This is a genomic window from Pseudoalteromonas sp. Ld20 (genome assembly GCF_045064175.1).
GTDB lineage: Bacteria > Pseudomonadota > Gammaproteobacteria > Enterobacterales > Alteromonadaceae > Pseudoalteromonas > Pseudoalteromonas neustonica.
Map to the genome: position 1 here is coordinate 425,548 of NZ_JBISHB010000043.1, position 18,395 is coordinate 443,942.

Annotated in this window: 15 protein-coding genes and 1 tRNA gene; 2 read left to right on the forward strand and 14 right to left on the reverse strand. The window is 41.1% G+C overall.

The window, feature by feature from the left end:
* Positions 1-702 precede the first annotated feature (702 nt).
* From rfaH to ACJJVX_RS19050, 3 genes are all read right to left on the reverse strand, one after another.
* Positions 703-1,200, reverse strand: a complete 498-nt coding sequence (gene rfaH, locus ACJJVX_RS19040) for a transcription/translation regulatory transformer protein RfaH (protein ID WP_405632959.1) — start codon at positions 1,198-1,200, stop codon at positions 703-705.
* Positions 1,201-1,460: 260 nt separating this feature from the next.
* Complete coding sequence (locus ACJJVX_RS19045) at positions 1,461-2,237, reverse strand: YdiY family protein (RefSeq protein ID WP_054204449.1); 777 nt, start codon at positions 2,235-2,237, stop codon at positions 1,461-1,463.
* Between the two features lie 32 nt (positions 2,238-2,269).
* Complete coding sequence (locus ACJJVX_RS19050; RefSeq protein WP_054452804.1) at positions 2,270-3,088, reverse strand: mechanosensitive ion channel family protein; 819 nt, start codon at positions 3,086-3,088, stop codon at positions 2,270-2,272.
* A gap of 283 nt (positions 3,089-3,371) precedes the next feature.
* Between ACJJVX_RS19050 and ACJJVX_RS19055 the strand changes: the two genes are divergently transcribed.
* Positions 3,372-3,447: transfer RNA gene (locus tag ACJJVX_RS19055), tRNA-His, on the forward strand.
* Between the two features lie 1,138 nt (positions 3,448-4,585).
* Positions 4,586-5,050: an REP-associated tyrosine transposase gene (locus tag ACJJVX_RS19060; protein ID WP_405632967.1), complete on the forward strand. Its 465-nt coding sequence runs from the start codon at positions 4,586-4,588 to the stop codon at positions 5,048-5,050.
* A gap of 766 nt (positions 5,051-5,816) precedes the next feature.
* On the opposite strand, the gene nagP is transcribed toward ACJJVX_RS19060, so the two are convergent.
* The 11 genes from nagP to trmJ all read right to left on the reverse strand — a co-directional run bounded on the left by nagP (position 5,817) and on the right by trmJ (position 18,216).
* Positions 5,817-7,112, reverse strand: coding sequence for an N-acetylglucosamine MFS transporter NagP (gene nagP, locus ACJJVX_RS19065; RefSeq protein ID WP_054204557.1), 1,296 nt, complete (start codon positions 7,110-7,112; stop codon positions 5,817-5,819).
* Positions 7,113-7,346: 234 nt separating this feature from the next.
* Positions 7,347-9,995 carry a family 20 glycosylhydrolase gene (locus ACJJVX_RS19070; protein ID WP_405632969.1) on the reverse strand — a complete coding sequence of 883 codons (2,649 nt, stop codon included), beginning with the start codon at positions 9,993-9,995 and terminating at the stop codon, positions 7,347-7,349.
* 160 nt (positions 9,996-10,155) lie between these two features.
* Positions 10,156-11,583 (reverse strand): NAD-dependent succinate-semialdehyde dehydrogenase, encoded by a 1,428-nt coding sequence (locus ACJJVX_RS19075; protein ID WP_405632972.1) that lies wholly within the window; start codon positions 11,581-11,583, stop codon positions 10,156-10,158.
* A gap of 329 nt (positions 11,584-11,912) precedes the next feature.
* Complete coding sequence (gene fdx, locus ACJJVX_RS19080; protein WP_054204454.1) at positions 11,913-12,251, reverse strand: ISC system 2Fe-2S type ferredoxin; 339 nt, start codon at positions 12,249-12,251, stop codon at positions 11,913-11,915.
* A gap of 11 nt (positions 12,252-12,262) precedes the next feature.
* On the reverse strand, positions 12,263-14,125 hold the full coding sequence (gene hscA, locus ACJJVX_RS19085; RefSeq protein WP_054204455.1) for a Fe-S protein assembly chaperone HscA: 1,863 nt from the start codon (positions 14,123-14,125) through the stop codon (positions 12,263-12,265).
* 51 nt (positions 14,126-14,176) lie between these two features.
* Positions 14,177-14,704, reverse strand: a complete 528-nt coding sequence (gene hscB, locus ACJJVX_RS19090; RefSeq protein WP_054452812.1) for a co-chaperone HscB — start codon at positions 14,702-14,704, stop codon at positions 14,177-14,179.
* A gap of 94 nt (positions 14,705-14,798) precedes the next feature.
* On the reverse strand, positions 14,799-15,122 hold the full coding sequence (gene iscA, locus ACJJVX_RS19095) for an iron-sulfur cluster assembly protein IscA (protein WP_054204457.1): 324 nt from the start codon (positions 15,120-15,122) through the stop codon (positions 14,799-14,801).
* 10 nt (positions 15,123-15,132) lie between these two features.
* Positions 15,133-15,516, reverse strand: a complete 384-nt coding sequence (gene iscU / locus ACJJVX_RS19100; RefSeq protein ID WP_054204458.1) for a Fe-S cluster assembly scaffold IscU — start codon at positions 15,514-15,516, stop codon at positions 15,133-15,135.
* Positions 15,517-15,556: 40 nt separating this feature from the next.
* Positions 15,557-16,774: an IscS subfamily cysteine desulfurase gene (locus ACJJVX_RS19105; protein ID WP_054204459.1), complete on the reverse strand. Its 1,218-nt coding sequence runs from the start codon at positions 16,772-16,774 to the stop codon at positions 15,557-15,559.
* 23 nt (positions 16,775-16,797) lie between these two features.
* The gene (gene iscR, locus ACJJVX_RS19110; RefSeq protein ID WP_054204460.1) at positions 16,798-17,289 is read right to left on the reverse strand and encodes a Fe-S cluster assembly transcriptional regulator IscR; all 492 of its coding nucleotides are present in this window, start codon (positions 17,287-17,289) and stop codon (positions 16,798-16,800) included.
* A 204-nt stretch (positions 17,290-17,493) separates the two neighbouring features.
* Positions 17,494-18,216: a tRNA (cytosine(32)/uridine(32)-2'-O)-methyltransferase TrmJ gene (gene trmJ, locus ACJJVX_RS19115; protein WP_054204461.1), complete on the reverse strand. Its 723-nt coding sequence runs from the start codon at positions 18,214-18,216 to the stop codon at positions 17,494-17,496.
* Positions 18,217-18,395: the final 179 nt, after the last annotated feature.

Sequence of the window (18,395 nt, forward strand, 5' to 3'; positions counted from 1 at the left end):
CGCTTCGCAAGGTCGGCCGTACAGTTATCGCGCGTGCAATTAACTTTTTTGTAATTTGATTAACAAAGAGTGCCCATTCGGTATTTTATCACGCAAAATAGCTTACTTAATATAAACGCTTAAACCTGAAAACAAACTGACTCGATACTTAAAATAGGTACTCATAGTACAGTTAACCTAACTTTTAATGCTTAATGGTACTTCGGACACGCTTCCGCCCCTAGGTTGCAGTTCCTACGTACTGATAAATACATTTTAAATTGTTTAGCGCTGAGATAATAAATCGCAGCTAAAGCGGGCGCCTACGTAAATTAAACACCAATACCAACCCGTAGGCGGGAGTTTACCTCGCGCAGGTTTAGCATTTATCCAACCTCACATTTGCGCGGCGTAAAGCCCCGCCTACGCAAATTAACCACCAATGCTAATCCGTAGGCGGGAGTTTACCTCGCGCAGGTTTAGCATTTATCCAACCTTACATTTGCGCGGCGTAAAGCCCCACCTACGCAAATTAAACACCAATGCTAATCCGTAGGCGGGAGTTTACCTCGCGCAGGTTTAGCATTTATCCAACCTTACATTTGCGCGGCGTAAAGCCCCGCCTACGCAAATTAAACACCAATGCTAATCCGTAGGCGGGAGTTTACCTCGCGCAGGTTTAGCATTTATCTAACCTTACATTTGCGTGGCGTAAAGCCCCGCCTACGCAAATTTATCCTGCTTTTTGATATCGCGGTTATCTACGCTCATTTTTATTTTTTGATTGAGTAGATTAACCAGTAATATGCTGCGCATATCGCCATCAGGTTCTTGGTAAATTGCTTGAACACCATTAAATGATCCATTACTTAAATAGACTAAATCACCTGAGCTAGGCAGGTTTTGAGAATCAATATTAGGTTGAAATTTTTGCAGTTCGCTGATGAGCAAATCGGGGACTATCTGGTATGACGATCCGTACGATACAAAGCCACTGATGCCGCGGGTATTTTTTACCGCAGAAAAATTGCATTGCTGTGAGTTTAAGCGTACAAATAGGTAATTAGGAAATAATGCTGATTCTTTAAAAGTACGACGACCTTTAACCAGCTTTTCTGTTTTTAATAGGGGGAAGAACGCTTCCATTCCCTGGTTTTGTAAGTTAACCTGCGCACGCGCTTCTTGGCGAGGCTTACAAAATAATAAGTACCAACTATCCATATCAATCCCTAAAACACTAGCTTACTAACTTAAAAAACTGCCAACTTCTATTTAAGCTCGGGGATTATACGCGTTGATTCGGGGGGCTGTCTATATAAAACCCCATTAAAACTTTTCATATAAGCATTCGCTTTTAGTTACTTTATAGCTTTTAATTAGTTACAAAAGAATTCATCTACAAATTATTACAAAAGTTCTTTTTAACGCTTATAAAAAGGGACCTAAGTCCCTTTATGCAAAACACTTTAACTAAAACAATATTAAAAGCTGTAAACTAGCGTTAATGAGGTTTCGGTATCTGTATTTTCTTTATCATTAGCCACATCTGAGTTGTGCGTAATGTTGTACGCAACCTTCATTTGTAACGAGCCGTTAATTTTAGCTAATAGCGCTGTTTCTGAGCGCGTTTTGGTATTTGTATCGCCGTATTCCATACCCACTAGCTGAGTGAACTTTGCGTTGTCTGATATTTTCCAGGTGTAATCAAGTTTACCTAGGGCAATTACTTCACCTTCGTATTCACCCGCAAGTGATACGCCATCACTATCAACGGCGGTACTTGTTGCTGGGTATTTAAAATACTTATAACCAGGACCTATCTCTGCGTTTAACCACATGTCTGAACGATCTAACAAACGTTGGCCATAACCTGCTGAAATTACAGATTCGTTGCGAAACGCACCAAAGTAATCTGACACATGTGAGCCATAAATAAATAGATGAGCGTGATCTTCATTTAATTTATAGTTACCTTGTGCTGATAACGAATATTTTTCGTTTGTGCGCTGTGTTTCTTTTACGCCTGCACTGTTCTCAACTTCATCTTCTTTATAAAGACCGTCAATTCTATATTCGTTGTTCCAGCTTTCAAGGTTATGGAGTGCCTTGATCCCACCTTTTAAAGTGGTTGTTTCAGTGTTACCGCTTGTAATAATAGCGCCTAACTCACTGGTAACATCCCATGTTTTAGTTTCTTCAGCGAATGCGTTAGTTGCAGCAGATGCTGCAACTAAAATTGATAAAAGCTTTAATTTCATTAAAAAATAACCTTTGCTACTTGTTTGGTTGATTAATCTTGCTTGTGAAAGTGAACATCCATTTGCGGGAATGGTATTGTAATATCAGCTTCATCTAATGAGATTTTGATATTTTCCATTAAATCGAAATACGTTGGCCAGTAATCACCAGAGTTAACCCAAGGACGCACTACAAAGTTAACACTTGAATCGGCAAGCTCAGATACTGCAACTGTATACGCTGGATCTTTTAGTAACCGAGGCTCTTTATCTAGCACTGATTTAAGCACTTCTTTTGCTTTACGTAAGTCGGCGTCATAACCAACACCAATCACTAAATCAATACGACGCGTGCTCTCACGAGAGAAGTTAACAATTGGGCCTGACATGATTGCTGAGTTAGGCATGATGATTACTTTGTTGTCTGGTGTGCGAAATTCAGTAGAGAAAATTTCAATTTTTTTAACTGTTCCTGCTTTACCGCCAGCTTCAACATAATCACCTGATTTAAATGGGCGAAGTAAAATAATTAGTACGCCAGATGCAAAGTTAGACAGTGAGCCTTGAAGCGCTAAACCTACCGCTAAGCCTGCAGCACCTAAAATAGCGATAAATGACGTGGTTTCGATACCAATTTGCGAAAGCGCCATTAAGATCGTCGCCATGAATACGATAGCGTATACAATGCTTGATACAAACGAACCAACCGCTTTATCTACTTTTTTCTTATCGAATGCTTTTTCTGTTAAGTTTGAACAAAATTTAGCTACACGACCACCCAGTAAAAAGATTACTAATGCTATTACCGCTTGAATGCCGTAATGCAAAATTAGCCCTGAGTTTTCGTTTAGCCAGTTAATTATTGTATCCATATTCACTCCTGATATTCATTGTTGAGCACTATGCTGCATAAATTATATCTTATTTAACATTATTGTTTTATTAATTTATAGCGTAATAAATAAAACAGAGCCTTAATGATTAAAGCTCTTTGGCGATATAATCTGAATTAACTATATAAAAACAGCAGTTGAGATCGTTTTTTAAGCTAATGCAGCGATTTTTGTAATTATTTTAATTTTTTTTACTGCTAGGCCTTCACAACTATTATAATTTTATGTATTATCCGCGCCACACCAAACAAGGTGTGTTGTGGCGGTTGTAGCTCAGTTGGTAGAGCCCCGGATTGTGATTCCGGTTGTCGCGGGTTCAAGCCCCGTCAATCGCCCCATCTTTTCCTTTCTTATTTCAAAGTATATCCTTCATTTTTTATAAAACCCTTTTAGATTCAATTTAATCTTTTAATTTCCTTGGCTGAACATTTTTATGTTTAACATCGATTGGCTGTTGTACATTGCCCGAGCCATAAAACATCACGGCTAAAGCCTGTTCCTACAAAAAAACACATACCCCACCCGTAGGAGAGCGCTTTAGCGCCGAATGGCTTTTACACATAACCCAAGCTTAAAACATCACGGCTGATGCCTGTTCCTACGTGATGGTTTGGTGTTTAAAGCCCTCGTAGGAGTGCGCTTTAGCGCCGAGTGGTTTTTGCACATAACCCGCGTCATAAAACATCACGGCTAAAGCCTGTTCCTACAAAACAAGCCACCTACACACCACACGTAGGAGTACGCTTTAGCGCCGATGGTTTTTGCACATAACCCGAGCCTTGTTGTGATTCAATGAAACCAATCACGGCTAAAGCCGGTTCCTACATGATGGTTTGGTGTTTAAAGCCCTCGTAGGAGTGCGCTTTAGCGCCGATGGTTTTTGCACATAACCCGAGCCTAAAACATCACGGCTAAAGCCTGTTCCTACAAAATAATTTACCTATGCACCACACGTAGGAGAGCGCTTTAGCGCCGAATGGCTTTTGCACATAACCCGAGCTTAAAACATCACGGCTGAAGCCTGTTCCTACGTGATGGTTTGGTGTTTAAAGCCGTTGTAGGAGTGCGCTTTAGCGCCGAATGGTTTTTGCACATAACCCGCGTCATAAAACATCACGGCTAAAGCCTGTTCCTACCTGATGGTTTGGTGTTTAAAGCCGTTGTAGGAGTGCGCTTTAGCGCCGATGGTTTTTGCACATAACCCGAGCCTTGTTGTGATTCAATGAAACCAATCACGGCTAAAGCCTGTTCCTACGTGATGGTTTGGTGTTTAAAGCCGTTGTAGGAGTGCGCTTTAGCGCCGAGTGGTTTTTGCACATAACCCGAGCCTTGTTGTGATTCAATGAAGCCAATCACGGCTAAAGTCTGTTCCTACAGAATAATTTACCTATACACCACACGTAGGAGTGCGCTTTAGCGCCGAATGCATAATTTAATCTATACTTTATTAAATAGTTTTATATTTAAAGGATTAAAATGAAACCTCATTCATACAAATTACGCCAACATCGCTACTCAACTATTAACCACTATTACTCTGTGACGACGTGCACAAATCAACGGATTAAATATTTTGCAGAATTTAACAATGCACGAGCTCTAATAAATTCACTAAAAAAATCAGACTTAAATGGTTTAACAAAAACAATATGCTTTGTAGTAATGCCCGATCATGTGCATTGGTTATTTCAACTTAAAACGCACACTCCACTCTCTTCAGTAGTAGCCAAAGTAAAAGGACGTACATCATTTTCAATGCACAAAAATAAAAGTGAGAAAATTTGGCAATCTGGTTTCTATGATTCATTAATTAGACATGAAAAACATTTATTGCATCAATCAAGATACATAGCTGCCAACCCAATTAGAGCGAGAATGGTTGAGCAACTTGGTGATTACCCCCATTGGGATTGTATTTATTTGCCCCCTCTGAATAACTAACACAACTAGGGCGTAATACATCACGGCTAAAGCCTGTTCCTACGTGATGGTTTGGTGTTTAAAGCCGTTGTAGGAGTGCGCTTTAGCGCCGATGGTTTTTGCACATAACCCGCGTCATAAAACATCACGGCTAAAGCCTGTTCCTACAAAACAAGCCACCTACACACCACACGTAGGAGTGCGCTTTAGCGCCGATGGTTTTTGCACATAACCCGAGCCTTGTTGTGATCCAATGAAACCAATCACGGCTAAAGCCTGTTCCTACAAAACAAGCCACCTACACACCACACGTAGGAGTGCGCTTTAGCGCCGATGGTTTTTGCACATAACCCGCGTCCGGCTAAAGCCGGTTCCTACAAAAAACACATACACCACACGTAGGAGAGCGCTTTAGCGCCGAATGGTTTTTGCACATAACCCGAGCCTTGTTGTGATTCAATGAAGCCAATCACGGCTAAAGCCTGTTCCTACAAAACAAGCCACCTACACACCACACGTAGGAGTGCGCTTTAGCGCCGAATGGTTTTGCACATAACCCGCTCCTTGTTGTGATTCAATGAAGCCAATCACGGCTAAAGCCTGTTCCTACATTTAAACTTATGGCTTTACCATTTTATTTCAGGCAAAAAAATGCCACCTTTCGGTGGCATTACACACGGGATTATTTCTACATTATAGAAATTCTTTTCAAAAATTAGGTTCTAGGTTCTTCAATTCTGTAAAGCTAAATATCCATTGCACACTTTCATAGTGCCTAGGAAGTCATTTATTTCCAGCTCTTCATTTTATGCCCTTTAACAGCATAGAAAAGAATAAATAAATAACAAGGAAGCATTACAATATAAGCACCTTGTTGTGCCTCTGCCGAATCAACACCACCACTTGCTAAACCCCAGAATAATGGGCCAAATGCACCACCGGCAATACCCATTACCAATAAACCAGAGCCAACACTTGTTAACTTACCTAAACCTGACAAGGCTAGCGGCCAAACTGCAGGCCAAACTATTGCATTAGCAAAACCTAACACTGCAATCATTAGTAAGGTATCAGGTAACTGTACTTCTAAACCAAGTGCTGTTGCAACAACTACAGAACTAGTATCGCTAAATACAACTGCCAGCGTTAATATACAGCCTAAAATCGCTGATGCACTTAATGCGACTTGTTGTGAAATAAATCGTGGAATGAGTGCAATACCTAAAATATAGCCTAGTACCATACAGCCCATAGTGTAAGAAGTCATTATGCTATATTGTTCAATACCTAGTGATAACGCAAAGGTGCCAATTGTGTCACCTGCTATCACTTCTACCGCAACATACACAAATAATGCTAATACACCTAATGCAAGACTTGGATGAGAAAGCGCTTCTTTTACTTGCCCTTTGGCACCTTGATCTTCATCATCTTGTAACTCAGGTAATGGCATTTTTGTTACTGCAAATGCTAATGCACCTATAAATAAAGCCATACCTAAATAAGGGTAAATTAAGCTATTTGCCATTGCATCAATTTCTAATTGCGTTAACTCTTTACCTACTAAACCAGTAAAGTCACTTAGGATTAATGCTGTAAATACGATTGGTGCAATAACGCCTGCACCTTTATTCAATATACCCATTACACTTACGCGTGCCGCGGCTGATTCTTCAGGCCCTATACGCACAACATATGGATTAACTGCTGTTTGTAATAATGTTTGGCCAGCACCCATCACTAATTGTGCGAATAAAAACAGTGCAAACACTTGTGTTTTTGCGGCAGGAATAAACAATAAACCTGCAACCATCATAGTCGCCATGCCTAGCGCCATGCCGTTTTTGTAGCCCACTTTACGTATGATCATCGCCGAGGGTACAGCTGTAAATGTGACCGCTATATAAAATGAGAATAAAATAAGAGAAGCTTGGAATGGGCTTAGCTGCAATACCTGCTTTAAGTAGGGCATAAGAGAGCCATTTAACCACGTTGCAAACCCTAATATAAAAAATAGAGTGGCGACAATGGCCATGGGTATAAAATTACTTTGATTATTTGATTTTGACACAGTGGCTTCCATTAACATCTTCTTGTTGCGATCTATCGTTATAATTATTAACTTAATTCGACGATTAGCGTTGCTGTATTGTATAACACTTTTGCGAGATAAAAATAACATTATCGCAACAAAAATGACAGCGCTGCCATAAAACATTACGTCAATTGTAGCCATATTACTAGTAACTATTTACTTTACAAGCATACAAAAAAAGGGCCTTGCGGCCCTTTCAAATACATATTTATTACTAAAACATTAATTTATATACGTAATTCTACTTTTACTTTTATCGTTTAAGCTACTTCTAAGTGCAATAGATTGCTCTTTAGAAACACTGATCGGAGCTGTATACGCAAGCCACGTTGCCCCATTGTCTAAACTATATTCTGTTTGTAAATAAGCAAACGGGGTATTAACTTGTAACTTACCGTTATTCACTATCCCACCAGGTACTGGCAGATTCACATTAACACCCGCATTTACGAGTTTTGTTAACTCTTTCAAACCAACAGCGGCAGAAAACTGCGCCCAATCTTTTTCTTGGGTTTTTGTATCAACCTTTTCGCCTTCCCATGGTGCTTTATGCCATGCACGTTCAGCCACAGACAATATACGTGGGAAGATCATCGCTAATACTTGATCTTCAGTACGAATGGTTTCTGACCATACCTGCCCTTGCATACCTAAAATATTCTCAGGTTTTTCAAGTTGTGGTAACGGGCGACCAACTAACGCTTCTAGATTTTCAATTGGCTCACGCGTGCGTGTGTAATCGGCATTCGCATACACATCATCAGGCATATAGTTAAATGCTTTTTTGGTATCGGTATAACGCGTTGCCCAGTAGTAACCACGCTCTTCTGGATGAGCCTCATAAGGGTGATCAAAGTATAGGTGTGTACCGTGCGATAAAATCACTTGGTAACCTGCATTTGCTAGGCGATAGGCTCTATCAGCTACGCCCCACTCCCAAATATTATCCCATACATTTGCTGTAAAGGTTTTATTTGGAAATTCATCACGCTTAAATGGGTTTGTGCGATCATACATTAACCCATCTTCCCATGCCCCTGGTGAAATACCGCGCTTTTCAAGTAGTTTGGCAACGCGCTGGGTAAAGTAAGGCTTTAAATCACCTGCGCCTGCAACGCCGTTGTTAGGGTCGGCAAACATCGCTTGGCATATTGGTGAATCTACCCAAGACCCCGCACCTACTTCATCACCACCAAAGTGAAGGTTAGTAAGTTGAACCCCCGCTTCACGGTACATTTGTTGTAGCTCGTAGGTTACTTTATCTAAAAATGCGTAAGTTGAATCCATACACACATTCATTGAGTTATCTTTGTAGTTTTGCACCGTCATATAAACTGACGTGTCGTTTGGATCGCTTAGCAAATACTGTGTTGCGGCGCTAATATCAACTTGCTGCGCTTCTTTTTTAGTATTCTTTTTATTAATAAGATTATTTTTAGCTACTTTTTGAGCTTCATCGGCAAGCTTATGGTAACGCGCTTCCATTGCTTTTATTGATGCACGCGCATGGCCTGGACCTTCAATTTCAGGAATGATTTGAATATGACGGTCTCTGGCAAATGTGAGCAGTTCAACAAACTCGCTGCGTGTAAGGTAGCCGTTACCTGAGCCTGATTTAAATGGCCCGGTACCTAGCTGAGTTAATAGACATTCTTTTTCTTCAAGATCAAAACAGCGATAACCACCAATATCTGTTAGCTCTGGTAGGCCTGGAATTTCTAAACGCCAGCCTTCATCTTCAGAAAAATGCCAGTGTAGTTTGTTCATTTTATAACGCGCCATTTGTTCAACAAGTTTGAACATTGCGTCTTTACCATGGTAGTTACGACCATTATCGTAATGCATACCACGCCAGCCATAACGCGGACTATCTTCAAGCTCTAGCTGCGGAACTTCAATCGCACCTTGGCTGTTTGCTGGTAATAAATTAAGCAGGCTTTGCATTGCATAAAACACACCGGCATTGTCACTACCAACAATATCTATACGGTCGTCATCAATTTCTAAGGTATAGCTTTCGCTTTTACCGTTAGCTAATTGTGGGTTTACCTTTAGGCTGATCAGCTTTTCTTTATTTGCTTTTATGTGATCAGGCTCTGCTTTTAAGGTTAAGCCATAATCATTTTGTAGGTCTTGCATGAAAACCATGGTTTCATTTTTTAACTGACCTTGAAAACGTATTTGCCAGCTATTATCCAGCTTGGCAACACCACGGTTAAACTCAACTTTTTGTGGCTTTGGAATGATGCGTTTTAGCGCATCTTCTTGAGATACTTTTGTAGTTGTTTGTTGGTTTCGTTCAAAACGCACTTCTGGCGTGATTAGTACTGTACGGTCTTTTGGCTCGTTATAACGGCGAAGTTGGTTTTCACGGTCAAACGGGGCTACAAACTGGCTCATGTCTTCGCTATCTGTGTTAGCGAAAATAGCCGGTTTGTGATCACCTGACACAAAAAAGGCACGCGGCATAAAGTCGGTATAAGCAACAACCCATACTTGAGCATCAAATTCTATCTCTAAACTTTTACCTGCAGGCAAACCTTTAAAGTCTTTGGTTGGTACTATGCGGTGTAAATCACCATTCACATGTTCAATGTTTAAACCTGCAACATGCTCAGTATTTATTTTACGTACGGAGTGAATATAAAGCTGCCAATCGCTTTCACCTGCAGCAAGTGCAACATCAGATTGGTTATTAAGTATGATTTTACCTAAAAAGCCCGCATCTTTATTGTGAAAGTTATCAACCACTGCAAATGTCAGTGTGGTTTCTTTTGCAAAACTATTAACGTCGTTTTGTGAAAACTGGGCCTGGGCCATAAGTGGCAGTGCAGCGATTAGACTGGCTAAAGCGCGCTTTTTGAAATCCATTGCTCTCTCCTCGTTTAAACCTTAAGGCTACGTATTGTCCCCAGCGTAGCCCTTCTTTTTGTTATTTATTCAACACCATCATATAAAAACCGCAATGACAGCGCTATCAATAATTAACTTAATCAGGTTTTCTTCAGAAAAATATAGCGTAAATTGCAGCTTAGAGCTTGATGCACACATATTTTTCTTCGAGGTATTCGTCTAACCCTTGATACCCCCCTTCACGCCCAAGGCCTGACTGTTTTACACCACCGAATGGAGCCACAGGGTTTGAAATTAGTCCTTCGTTAATACCAACCATTCCGTATTCCAGCGCTTCACTTACACGATAAATTTGCTTGATGTTTTGACTATAAAAATACGCGGCAAGACCATAAGGAACATCATTGGCAAGTGCGAGCACTTCAGCCTCTTCATCAAATACAATAATACTAACTACGGGGCCAAATACTTCTTGGTGATAAATATCCATCTTTGGATTAACGCCAGTTAAAATAAGTGGCGCTTGAAAACTACCCACTAGCTGCACATCATCACTTATTTGAATTGCGCCTTTTGCTTTTGCATCAGCCACTAACTCTTGCACTTTTTGTTTGGCTTTAGGGTAAATAAGTGGGCCAATGTTGGTATTTTCGTCAAAGCCGTTGCCCACTTTTAATGTTGCAACTTTTTTAGCTAATTTATCGACAACTTGATCTAGTATGCTGCGCTGTACAAAAATACGATTAGCGGCAACGCAGGTTTGCCCGCCATTTCTAAATTTAGCGCCCATCAAACCTGTTACGGCTTCATCTAAATCGGCATTATCAAAAATAATAAAGGGTGCATTACCGCCTAACTCCATTGATGTGCGTTTGACTGTAGAGGCGCACTGAGTAAGCAACTGCTTACCAACACCGGTTGAGCCGGTAAAAGTGAACTTACGCACGATGTTTGATTCCGTCATAATTTTACCAACACGCGGCGCACCTTCGCTTAGTAATACATTAAATGCACCTTTTTCAAAACCAGCTTGATCAGCTAAATATGCTAATGCGAGTGCACATAAAGGCGTGTGTTCTGAAGGTTTTAGAACAAAGCTACAACCAGCTGCGTAGGCTGGTGCTACTTTACGTGTCACCATTGCAATCGGGAAGTTCCATGGTGTTATTCCTGCAACTACACCAACTGGTTGCTTAAAACTGGTTAAACGGTGGTTATTATCTGTTGCAGGTATGACATCACCATAACTACGCTTAGCTTGCTCAGCGTACCATTTGATAAACGCAGCCCCGTAGTCAACTTCACCAAGTGCTTCTTTTAGAGGCTTGCCTTGCTCTTTAGTCATTAACTCAGCAAGCGTTTGTTTATTTTGCATTACTAGATCATACCAACGCATTAGCACATTGCTACGCGTTGTTGCATTGGTTAATTTGAGTTTAATAAATGCATCGTGAGCGGTATTAATTGCTTTATGAACCCCAATATCATCTACGTCACTCACCATGATGATGCTTTGCTGTGTGGCGGGGTCATCAACACTGAAGTTTTTATCGGTGGAGTAAAATTCACCGTTAATGAAAGAGTCGTTAAATAGTAGATGTGACATAGAAATCTCTCCGGTAATTAGCTATAAAAATTGAGTTATAAGTTATAAGTTGTAAGTTGTAAGTTATAAGTAGTTAAACACCCCGTCCAATGCCAACCCGTAGGCGGAATTACTTAACCACAGCACCTCGCGCAGCTCTTGGCATTGCAAGGACCTAAACCGCGCGGCGTAAAGCCCCGCCTAAGCGAGTCCAAACACCAATGCCAACCCGTAGGCGGGCATTTATCTCGCGCTGGTTTTTCATATCTAGAAACAAAAACACCGCGTTCAAATTGAGCGCGGTGTTTTCTATACAGCTTAAGGCTTACAGCTTATAGCTGAGCTCAAAATCAATGATCTTCATTAACAATATTGAGGTTGTACTTTGGTATTTCAACTATTAAGTCTTCATCACGGATGATTGCTTGGCAACCTAAGCGTGATTCAGGCTCTAAGCCCCATGCTTTATCTAGCATGTCGTCTTCAAGCTCGTCACTTTCATCAAGTGAGTCAAACCCTTCACGGATAACTAAATGGCAAGTGGTACATGCGCATGACTTTTCGCACGCGTGCGGAATACTGATCCCGTTTTTAAGTGCAACATTAAGTACTGTTTCACCACTTGGTGCATCAATTGCAGCGCCGTCAGGACATAATTCCGGATGGGGAAGAAAAATAATTTGTGGCATTCTAACCTCTTTTAAACGTTGTCTACTGACTGCCCTTGCAGTGCTTTTTTAATCGATGCATCCATTCTTAACTCAGCAAATTTACTACTGGCGTTATCAACTTTCTCAATGGCTGCTTTTATTTCATTTGGCTCGATGGCTGTCTCACGAACTGTTACCAGTTTAGCAATTTCAGCATTCAAGTTAGTTAATTCTTTTTCATCAAGTAAAGCGCTATCGGTTGCCAATGATGCATAAAGTGCTTCAATAACACGTAATGCTTCAACTTGCTGCTCTTTGAGCATACGCGCTTGCATATCACCTTTAGCATTGGTCATTGACTCTTTAAGCATGTTAGCAACTTGGTCATCTGACAAGCCAAACGATGGTTTAACTTGAATTTCAGCTTGTACGCCCGTTGATTTTTCCATGGCTGATACGCTAAGTAAACCATCGGCGTCTACTTTGAAGGTAACACGAATATGCGCAGCACCGGCTGCCATTGGTGGAATACCTTTTAAGCTAAATTTAGCTAAAGAACGGCAATCATCAACCAGCTCACGTTCGCCTTGTAATACATGCAACGACATCGCCGTTTGACCATCTTTAAAGGTCGTAAATTCTTGTGCGCGAGCAACCGGTATTGTGGTATTACGTGGAATGATTTTTTCGACTAAACCACCCATTGTTTCTAAGCCTAGGGACAATGGTAATACATCAAGTAATAACATGTCTGAATCAGGCTTATTACCTACTAATACATCAGCTTGTAATGCCGCGCCCAGTGCAACTACGCGATCAGGGTCGATAGAAGTCAGTGGCTCTTTATTAAAAAACTCGGCAACTTGACTGCGTACAATTGGCATACGGGTTGAACCACCCACCATCACGACTTGCAGTACTTCATCATTTGTAATGCCAGCATCTTTAACTGCTCTGCGACACGAACGAAGCGTTTTTTTAACCAGTACCATGGCTAGTTCTTCAAACTTTTCGCGAGTGACTTCAACCATGTGTTTTTCATCGTCAAACTCTAGCCCAACATTTACCTTGGCATATTTACTGAGCGCTTCTTTACAGGCTTTTGCTTTATTAATGAACAAGCGCAACACTGATGGAGATAACGTCATCACACCAGTTTCACGCTTAAAGTGATCGACTAATAATGAGTCAAAATCATCGCCACCGAGGCTTGAATCTCCACCCGTTGCTAATACTTCAAACACACCTTGGTTTAAACGCAGGATTGAAATATCAAACGTACCGCCGCCTAAATCATAAACAGCGATAATGCCTTCTTGGCCAGAATCTAAACCATAAGCAACCGCGGCGGCTGTTGGTTCATTTAATAATCGCAGTACATTAATGCCAGCAAGTTCTGCGGCATCCTTGGTGCTTTGGCGCTGTGCATCATCAAAATAAGCTGGCACCGTGATCACCGCACCTAAAATATCTTGCCCTGCAAAGCTTTCTTCGGCGCGTTGCTTTAATGCTTTTAGTATGTCGCTTGAAGCTGTAATTGGGCTGATGTTGCCAGCTGCGGTGGTAATCGCTAATGCGCCATCGTGCTGACAAAAATCATACGGCAATTGACCGTAGCTTTGCTCTATTTCAGCTTGAGTTTTACCTAAAAAACGCTTAACTGAAATTAAAGTATTTACAGGGTCTTGTGTTGCAGCTTGAGCAGCAAGTTCGCCCACTGTGATACCATCAGCGGTATAACGTACAACAGACGGTAACATGGCTGCGCCATTAACATCGGTTAATGTACGGGCTTCGCCACTTTGTACTGTCGCAACTAATGAGTTGGTCGTACCAAGGTCAATACCTATTGCTAACTTATGTTCATGTGGTGCCGCGCTCTGCCCCGGCTCAGCAATCTGCAATAATGCCATAATGCTCTTTAACTCTTGTTTGACTTACCAATGGTTCAGTAAGTTAGATAATTAATCGTCGAATAAACTGTCTTCAATACGTTCTAATTCATCACGCAATTTATACACGAACTTTAATTTACGAATGTTATCCGCGGCAAGCTGCCATTGCTGTTCATCATTACTTGCTAGTTGCTCCGCAAGCTGCGCACTATATTGGCTATCAAGTTGTTTTATTTGTTGTTCAAAATGGGCAATCGCGGTATCAGGATCGTGACTTGTGCTTAACTCTTCAAGCTCTTCGCGTAATTCCATTTGCTGCATTAAAAACAGCGGATCTTGCAGTGTTTGCTGCTCAGCACGAATATCAACACCTAATTCACTGAGCATGTACTCGGCACGTTTTACCGGATGCTTTAAAATTTGTAGTGCGTCATTAATTTCTGCGGCATTTTGGACAGCTAATAACTTATCACGACTGCTGGCATTAGCATGACGATCAGGGTGAACAGCACGCTGAAGATCTAGGTAATTTTTACTGACTTTTACCAAATCCACATTGTAATCAACCGGTATCGCAAATAACTCAAAATAGCGCATAATTCCAACCATGCCAAATTAACATATTGGCTTAAAATTCAGATAGAACAAAGCCCTACAGGTGCAGGGCTTAAAAATACAATCACTTTATTGTTTATACTGTGAAACTTTCGCCACAACCACACTCGTCAGCTTGATTTGGGTTAATAAATTTAAACCCTTCGTTCAAACCTTCTTTGGTGTAATCAAGCTCAGTACCATCGATATAAACTAAACTTTTAGCATCAACGATTACTTTAACCCCTTGGGATTCAAATACTTCATCGCCATCAGATAACTCGTCTACAAACTCAAGAACATATGCAAGACCTGAACAGCCCGTCGTTTTAATGCCTACGCGTAAGCCAAGGCCTTTTCCGCGATTTGCTAAAAATGATTCTACGCGGTTTACTGCCGCTTCTGTCAATGTCACTGCCATGATTTATCTCTTACTTCGCTTGTTTACTTTTGTAATCTGCAATTGCCGCTTGGATTGCATCTTCAGCTAAAATTGAACAGTGAATTTTCACTGGTGGTAATTCAAGCTCAGCACTGATATCAGTGTTTTTGATCATAGATGCTTCATCTAACGTCTTACCTTTAACCCACTCTGTTACAAGTGATGATGAAGCTATTGCGCTACCACAACCGTATGTTTTAAATTTAGCGTCTTCAATTACGCCCTCAGCTGATACTTTAATTTGCAGCTTCATAACGTCACCACATGCTGGTGCGCCAACCATACCCGTTGCTACTGATGGGTCATTTTTGTCTAAAACACCTACGTTACGTGGGTTTTCAACATGATCGATTACTTTATTACTATACGCCATAATACTATCCTCACTACCTGCTAGCGGATGTGCACATCAATTAATGATGTGCCCATTCAACTGAATCCAAATCAACACCTTCTTGATGCATTTCCCAAAGAGGCGACATCTCACGTAAGCGACCGATAGAGTTTTTCATTAAATTGACGGTATAATCAATCTCTTCTTCGGTGGTAAAACGGCCAATACTAAAACGAATTGAGCTGTGTGCTAATTCATCGTTACGACCAAGCGCACGTAATACATAAGAAGGCTCTAAGCTTGCTGATGTACAGGCAGAACCTGATGACACAGCAATATCTTTAACAGCCATCAATAACGATTCACCTTCAACAAAATTAAAGCTGATGTTAACAATTCCTGGTACTGATTGATCAGGTGTACCGTTGAAGTACACTTCTTCCATATCAGCCATAATGCCATCAATCAAACGCTTACGTAGCGCTGCGATATGGGCGTAATCTTTTTCGAAATCTTGTTTTGCGATTCTAAACGCAGCACCCATGCCAACAAGTTGGTGAGTCGCTAGAGTTCCAGAGCGCATACCGCGCTCATGGCCGCCACCGTGCATTTGCGCTTCAAGGCGTGCACGTGGTTTACGACGTACATATAATGCGCCAATACCTTTAGGGCCATACATTTTATGTGCTGAGAACGACATGAAATCAACTTTAAGCTGTTGAATATCGATTAATACTTTACCTGCACTTTGCGCTGCATCAACATGAAACATAATTTTACGTTCACGGCACATTTCGCCAATCGTTGCGATATCTTGAATTACGCCTAGCTCGTTGTTAACGTGCATAATGCTCACTAATACGGTGTCATCACGCATTGTGTCAGCTAGTTTTTGCAGATCAAGTAGGCCGTTTTCTTCAACGTCCATATAAGTGACTTCAAAACCTTGACGCTCTAATTCACGACATGTATCTATAACCGCTTTATGCTCAGTTTTAGCGGTAATAATATGCTTACCTTTCTTTTTATAAAACTGTGCTGCACCTTTGATTGCAAGGTTGTTTGATTCTGTCGCACCCGATGTGAAAACGATTTCACGTGGGTCTGCGTTAATTAAATCTGCGATATCAGTACGTGCTTGATCGATCGCTTCTTCAGCTTGCCAACCAAAACGGTGTGAACGTGATGCAGGGTTACCAAAATTGCCGTCCATTGTTAGGCATTGCATCATTTCTTTTGCAACACGCTCGTCAACTGGCGTGGTTGCTGCGTAATCTAAATAAATCGGTAACTTCATTTCTTTCTCCGCTGGACGCCAACCTAAAGTTGACAGCTTACTTGAATATTTTCCAATTGCTTAATTGCATTATTAACGCTGTTATCTTGGCGAGATGCGACTTCTTTCACATCTGACTTTTCCACCAATTCAGCAAGGGTAATACCATTTAAAAAATCTTCTATGCGGGCACTTAAATCTGACCACAAAGTGTGTGTCAAACAACGCATACCGCTTTGACAACCGCCTGTTGCGCCATGACAGCGCGTTACATCAACTGATTCGTCGACGGCGCTTATTACATCGCCCACCGAGATTGCACTTGGATCTCGACCAAGTAGATAACCTCCACCTGGACCGCGCACTGAGCTTACTAAACCATTTTTACGTAATCGGGCAAATAATTGTTCAAGATACGACAACGAAATTTCTTGTCGTTCTGAAATATCGGCAAGGGGAACTGGCCCTACACTTGTATGTAGTGCAACATCTAGCATCGCTGTGACGGCATATCTGCCTTTTGATGTTAACTTCATAGAGCCCCCGCACTACTAAAGAGTGCAAATTTTAATTACCAGAGTAAAATAATCAAGTATTATATCGAATCAGCTATAGAGCCGTGAGCTTAGAGCCTTCAATATTCTTCAATACCCGACTGTTTTAGTCAGGTATTGTGCTCATTGTAATTACTTGAGTAATTTAGTCAAGTATTAGTGGGTATATTGCCTTATAACTTTCGCTTATTTAGTAGACTTATTTATTGAAGTTAAAATACCGCGTAGAATATTTAGTTCTGCATCCTCTGGGCGAGCACGGTTAAATAAACGACGTAATTTCGTCATCACCATGCCAGGATGCTGCTTGATAATAAAACCAGTATCCAACAATGTTGACTCTAAATGATCGTAGAACAACTCTGTTTGCTTTGAACTTGGGTATACTGCGTCATCTTGCTCGACTTTTTTTGGCTGCTCATTTAAAAATGCCATGCGTGTTTCATAACATAGCGTTTGAACGGCCATTGCAAGGTTAAGTGAACTGTATTCTGGGTTAGCGGGAATGCATACATGATAATTACACATTTGCAGTTCTTCATTACTTAGACCACTGTTTTCACGACCAAAGACAAGTGCTACAGGACCATTTACGGCTTCTGCAACTAACTTTTCTCCACACTCGCGTGGCTCTACCATCGGCCAAGATAATGTACGCGAACGCGCACTCGTGCCAATCGTTAGTGCACAACCCGCAATTGCATCTGCAACCGTATCAACAATCACAGCGTTACCAAGTACATCTGTTGCACCTGCAGCCAATGCACTGGCATGACTATCGACTTCACACGCTGGGTCAACTAAATAAAGTTTTGATAAACCCATGGTTTTCATTGCGCGTGCCGCTGAGCCGATATTACCAGCATGTGAGGTGTTTACTAAAACAATACGGATGTCATCTAAGATCATTACTATGCCACTTAACTCATACCAAAATTGCGCGGATTATAACATAGAGAAAAGCTATCAGCTATCAGCTATCAGCTATCAGCTATCAGCTATCAGCTATCAGCTATCAGCTATCAGCTATCAGCTATCAGCTATCAGCTATCAGCTATCAGCTATCAGCTATCAGCTATCAGCTATCA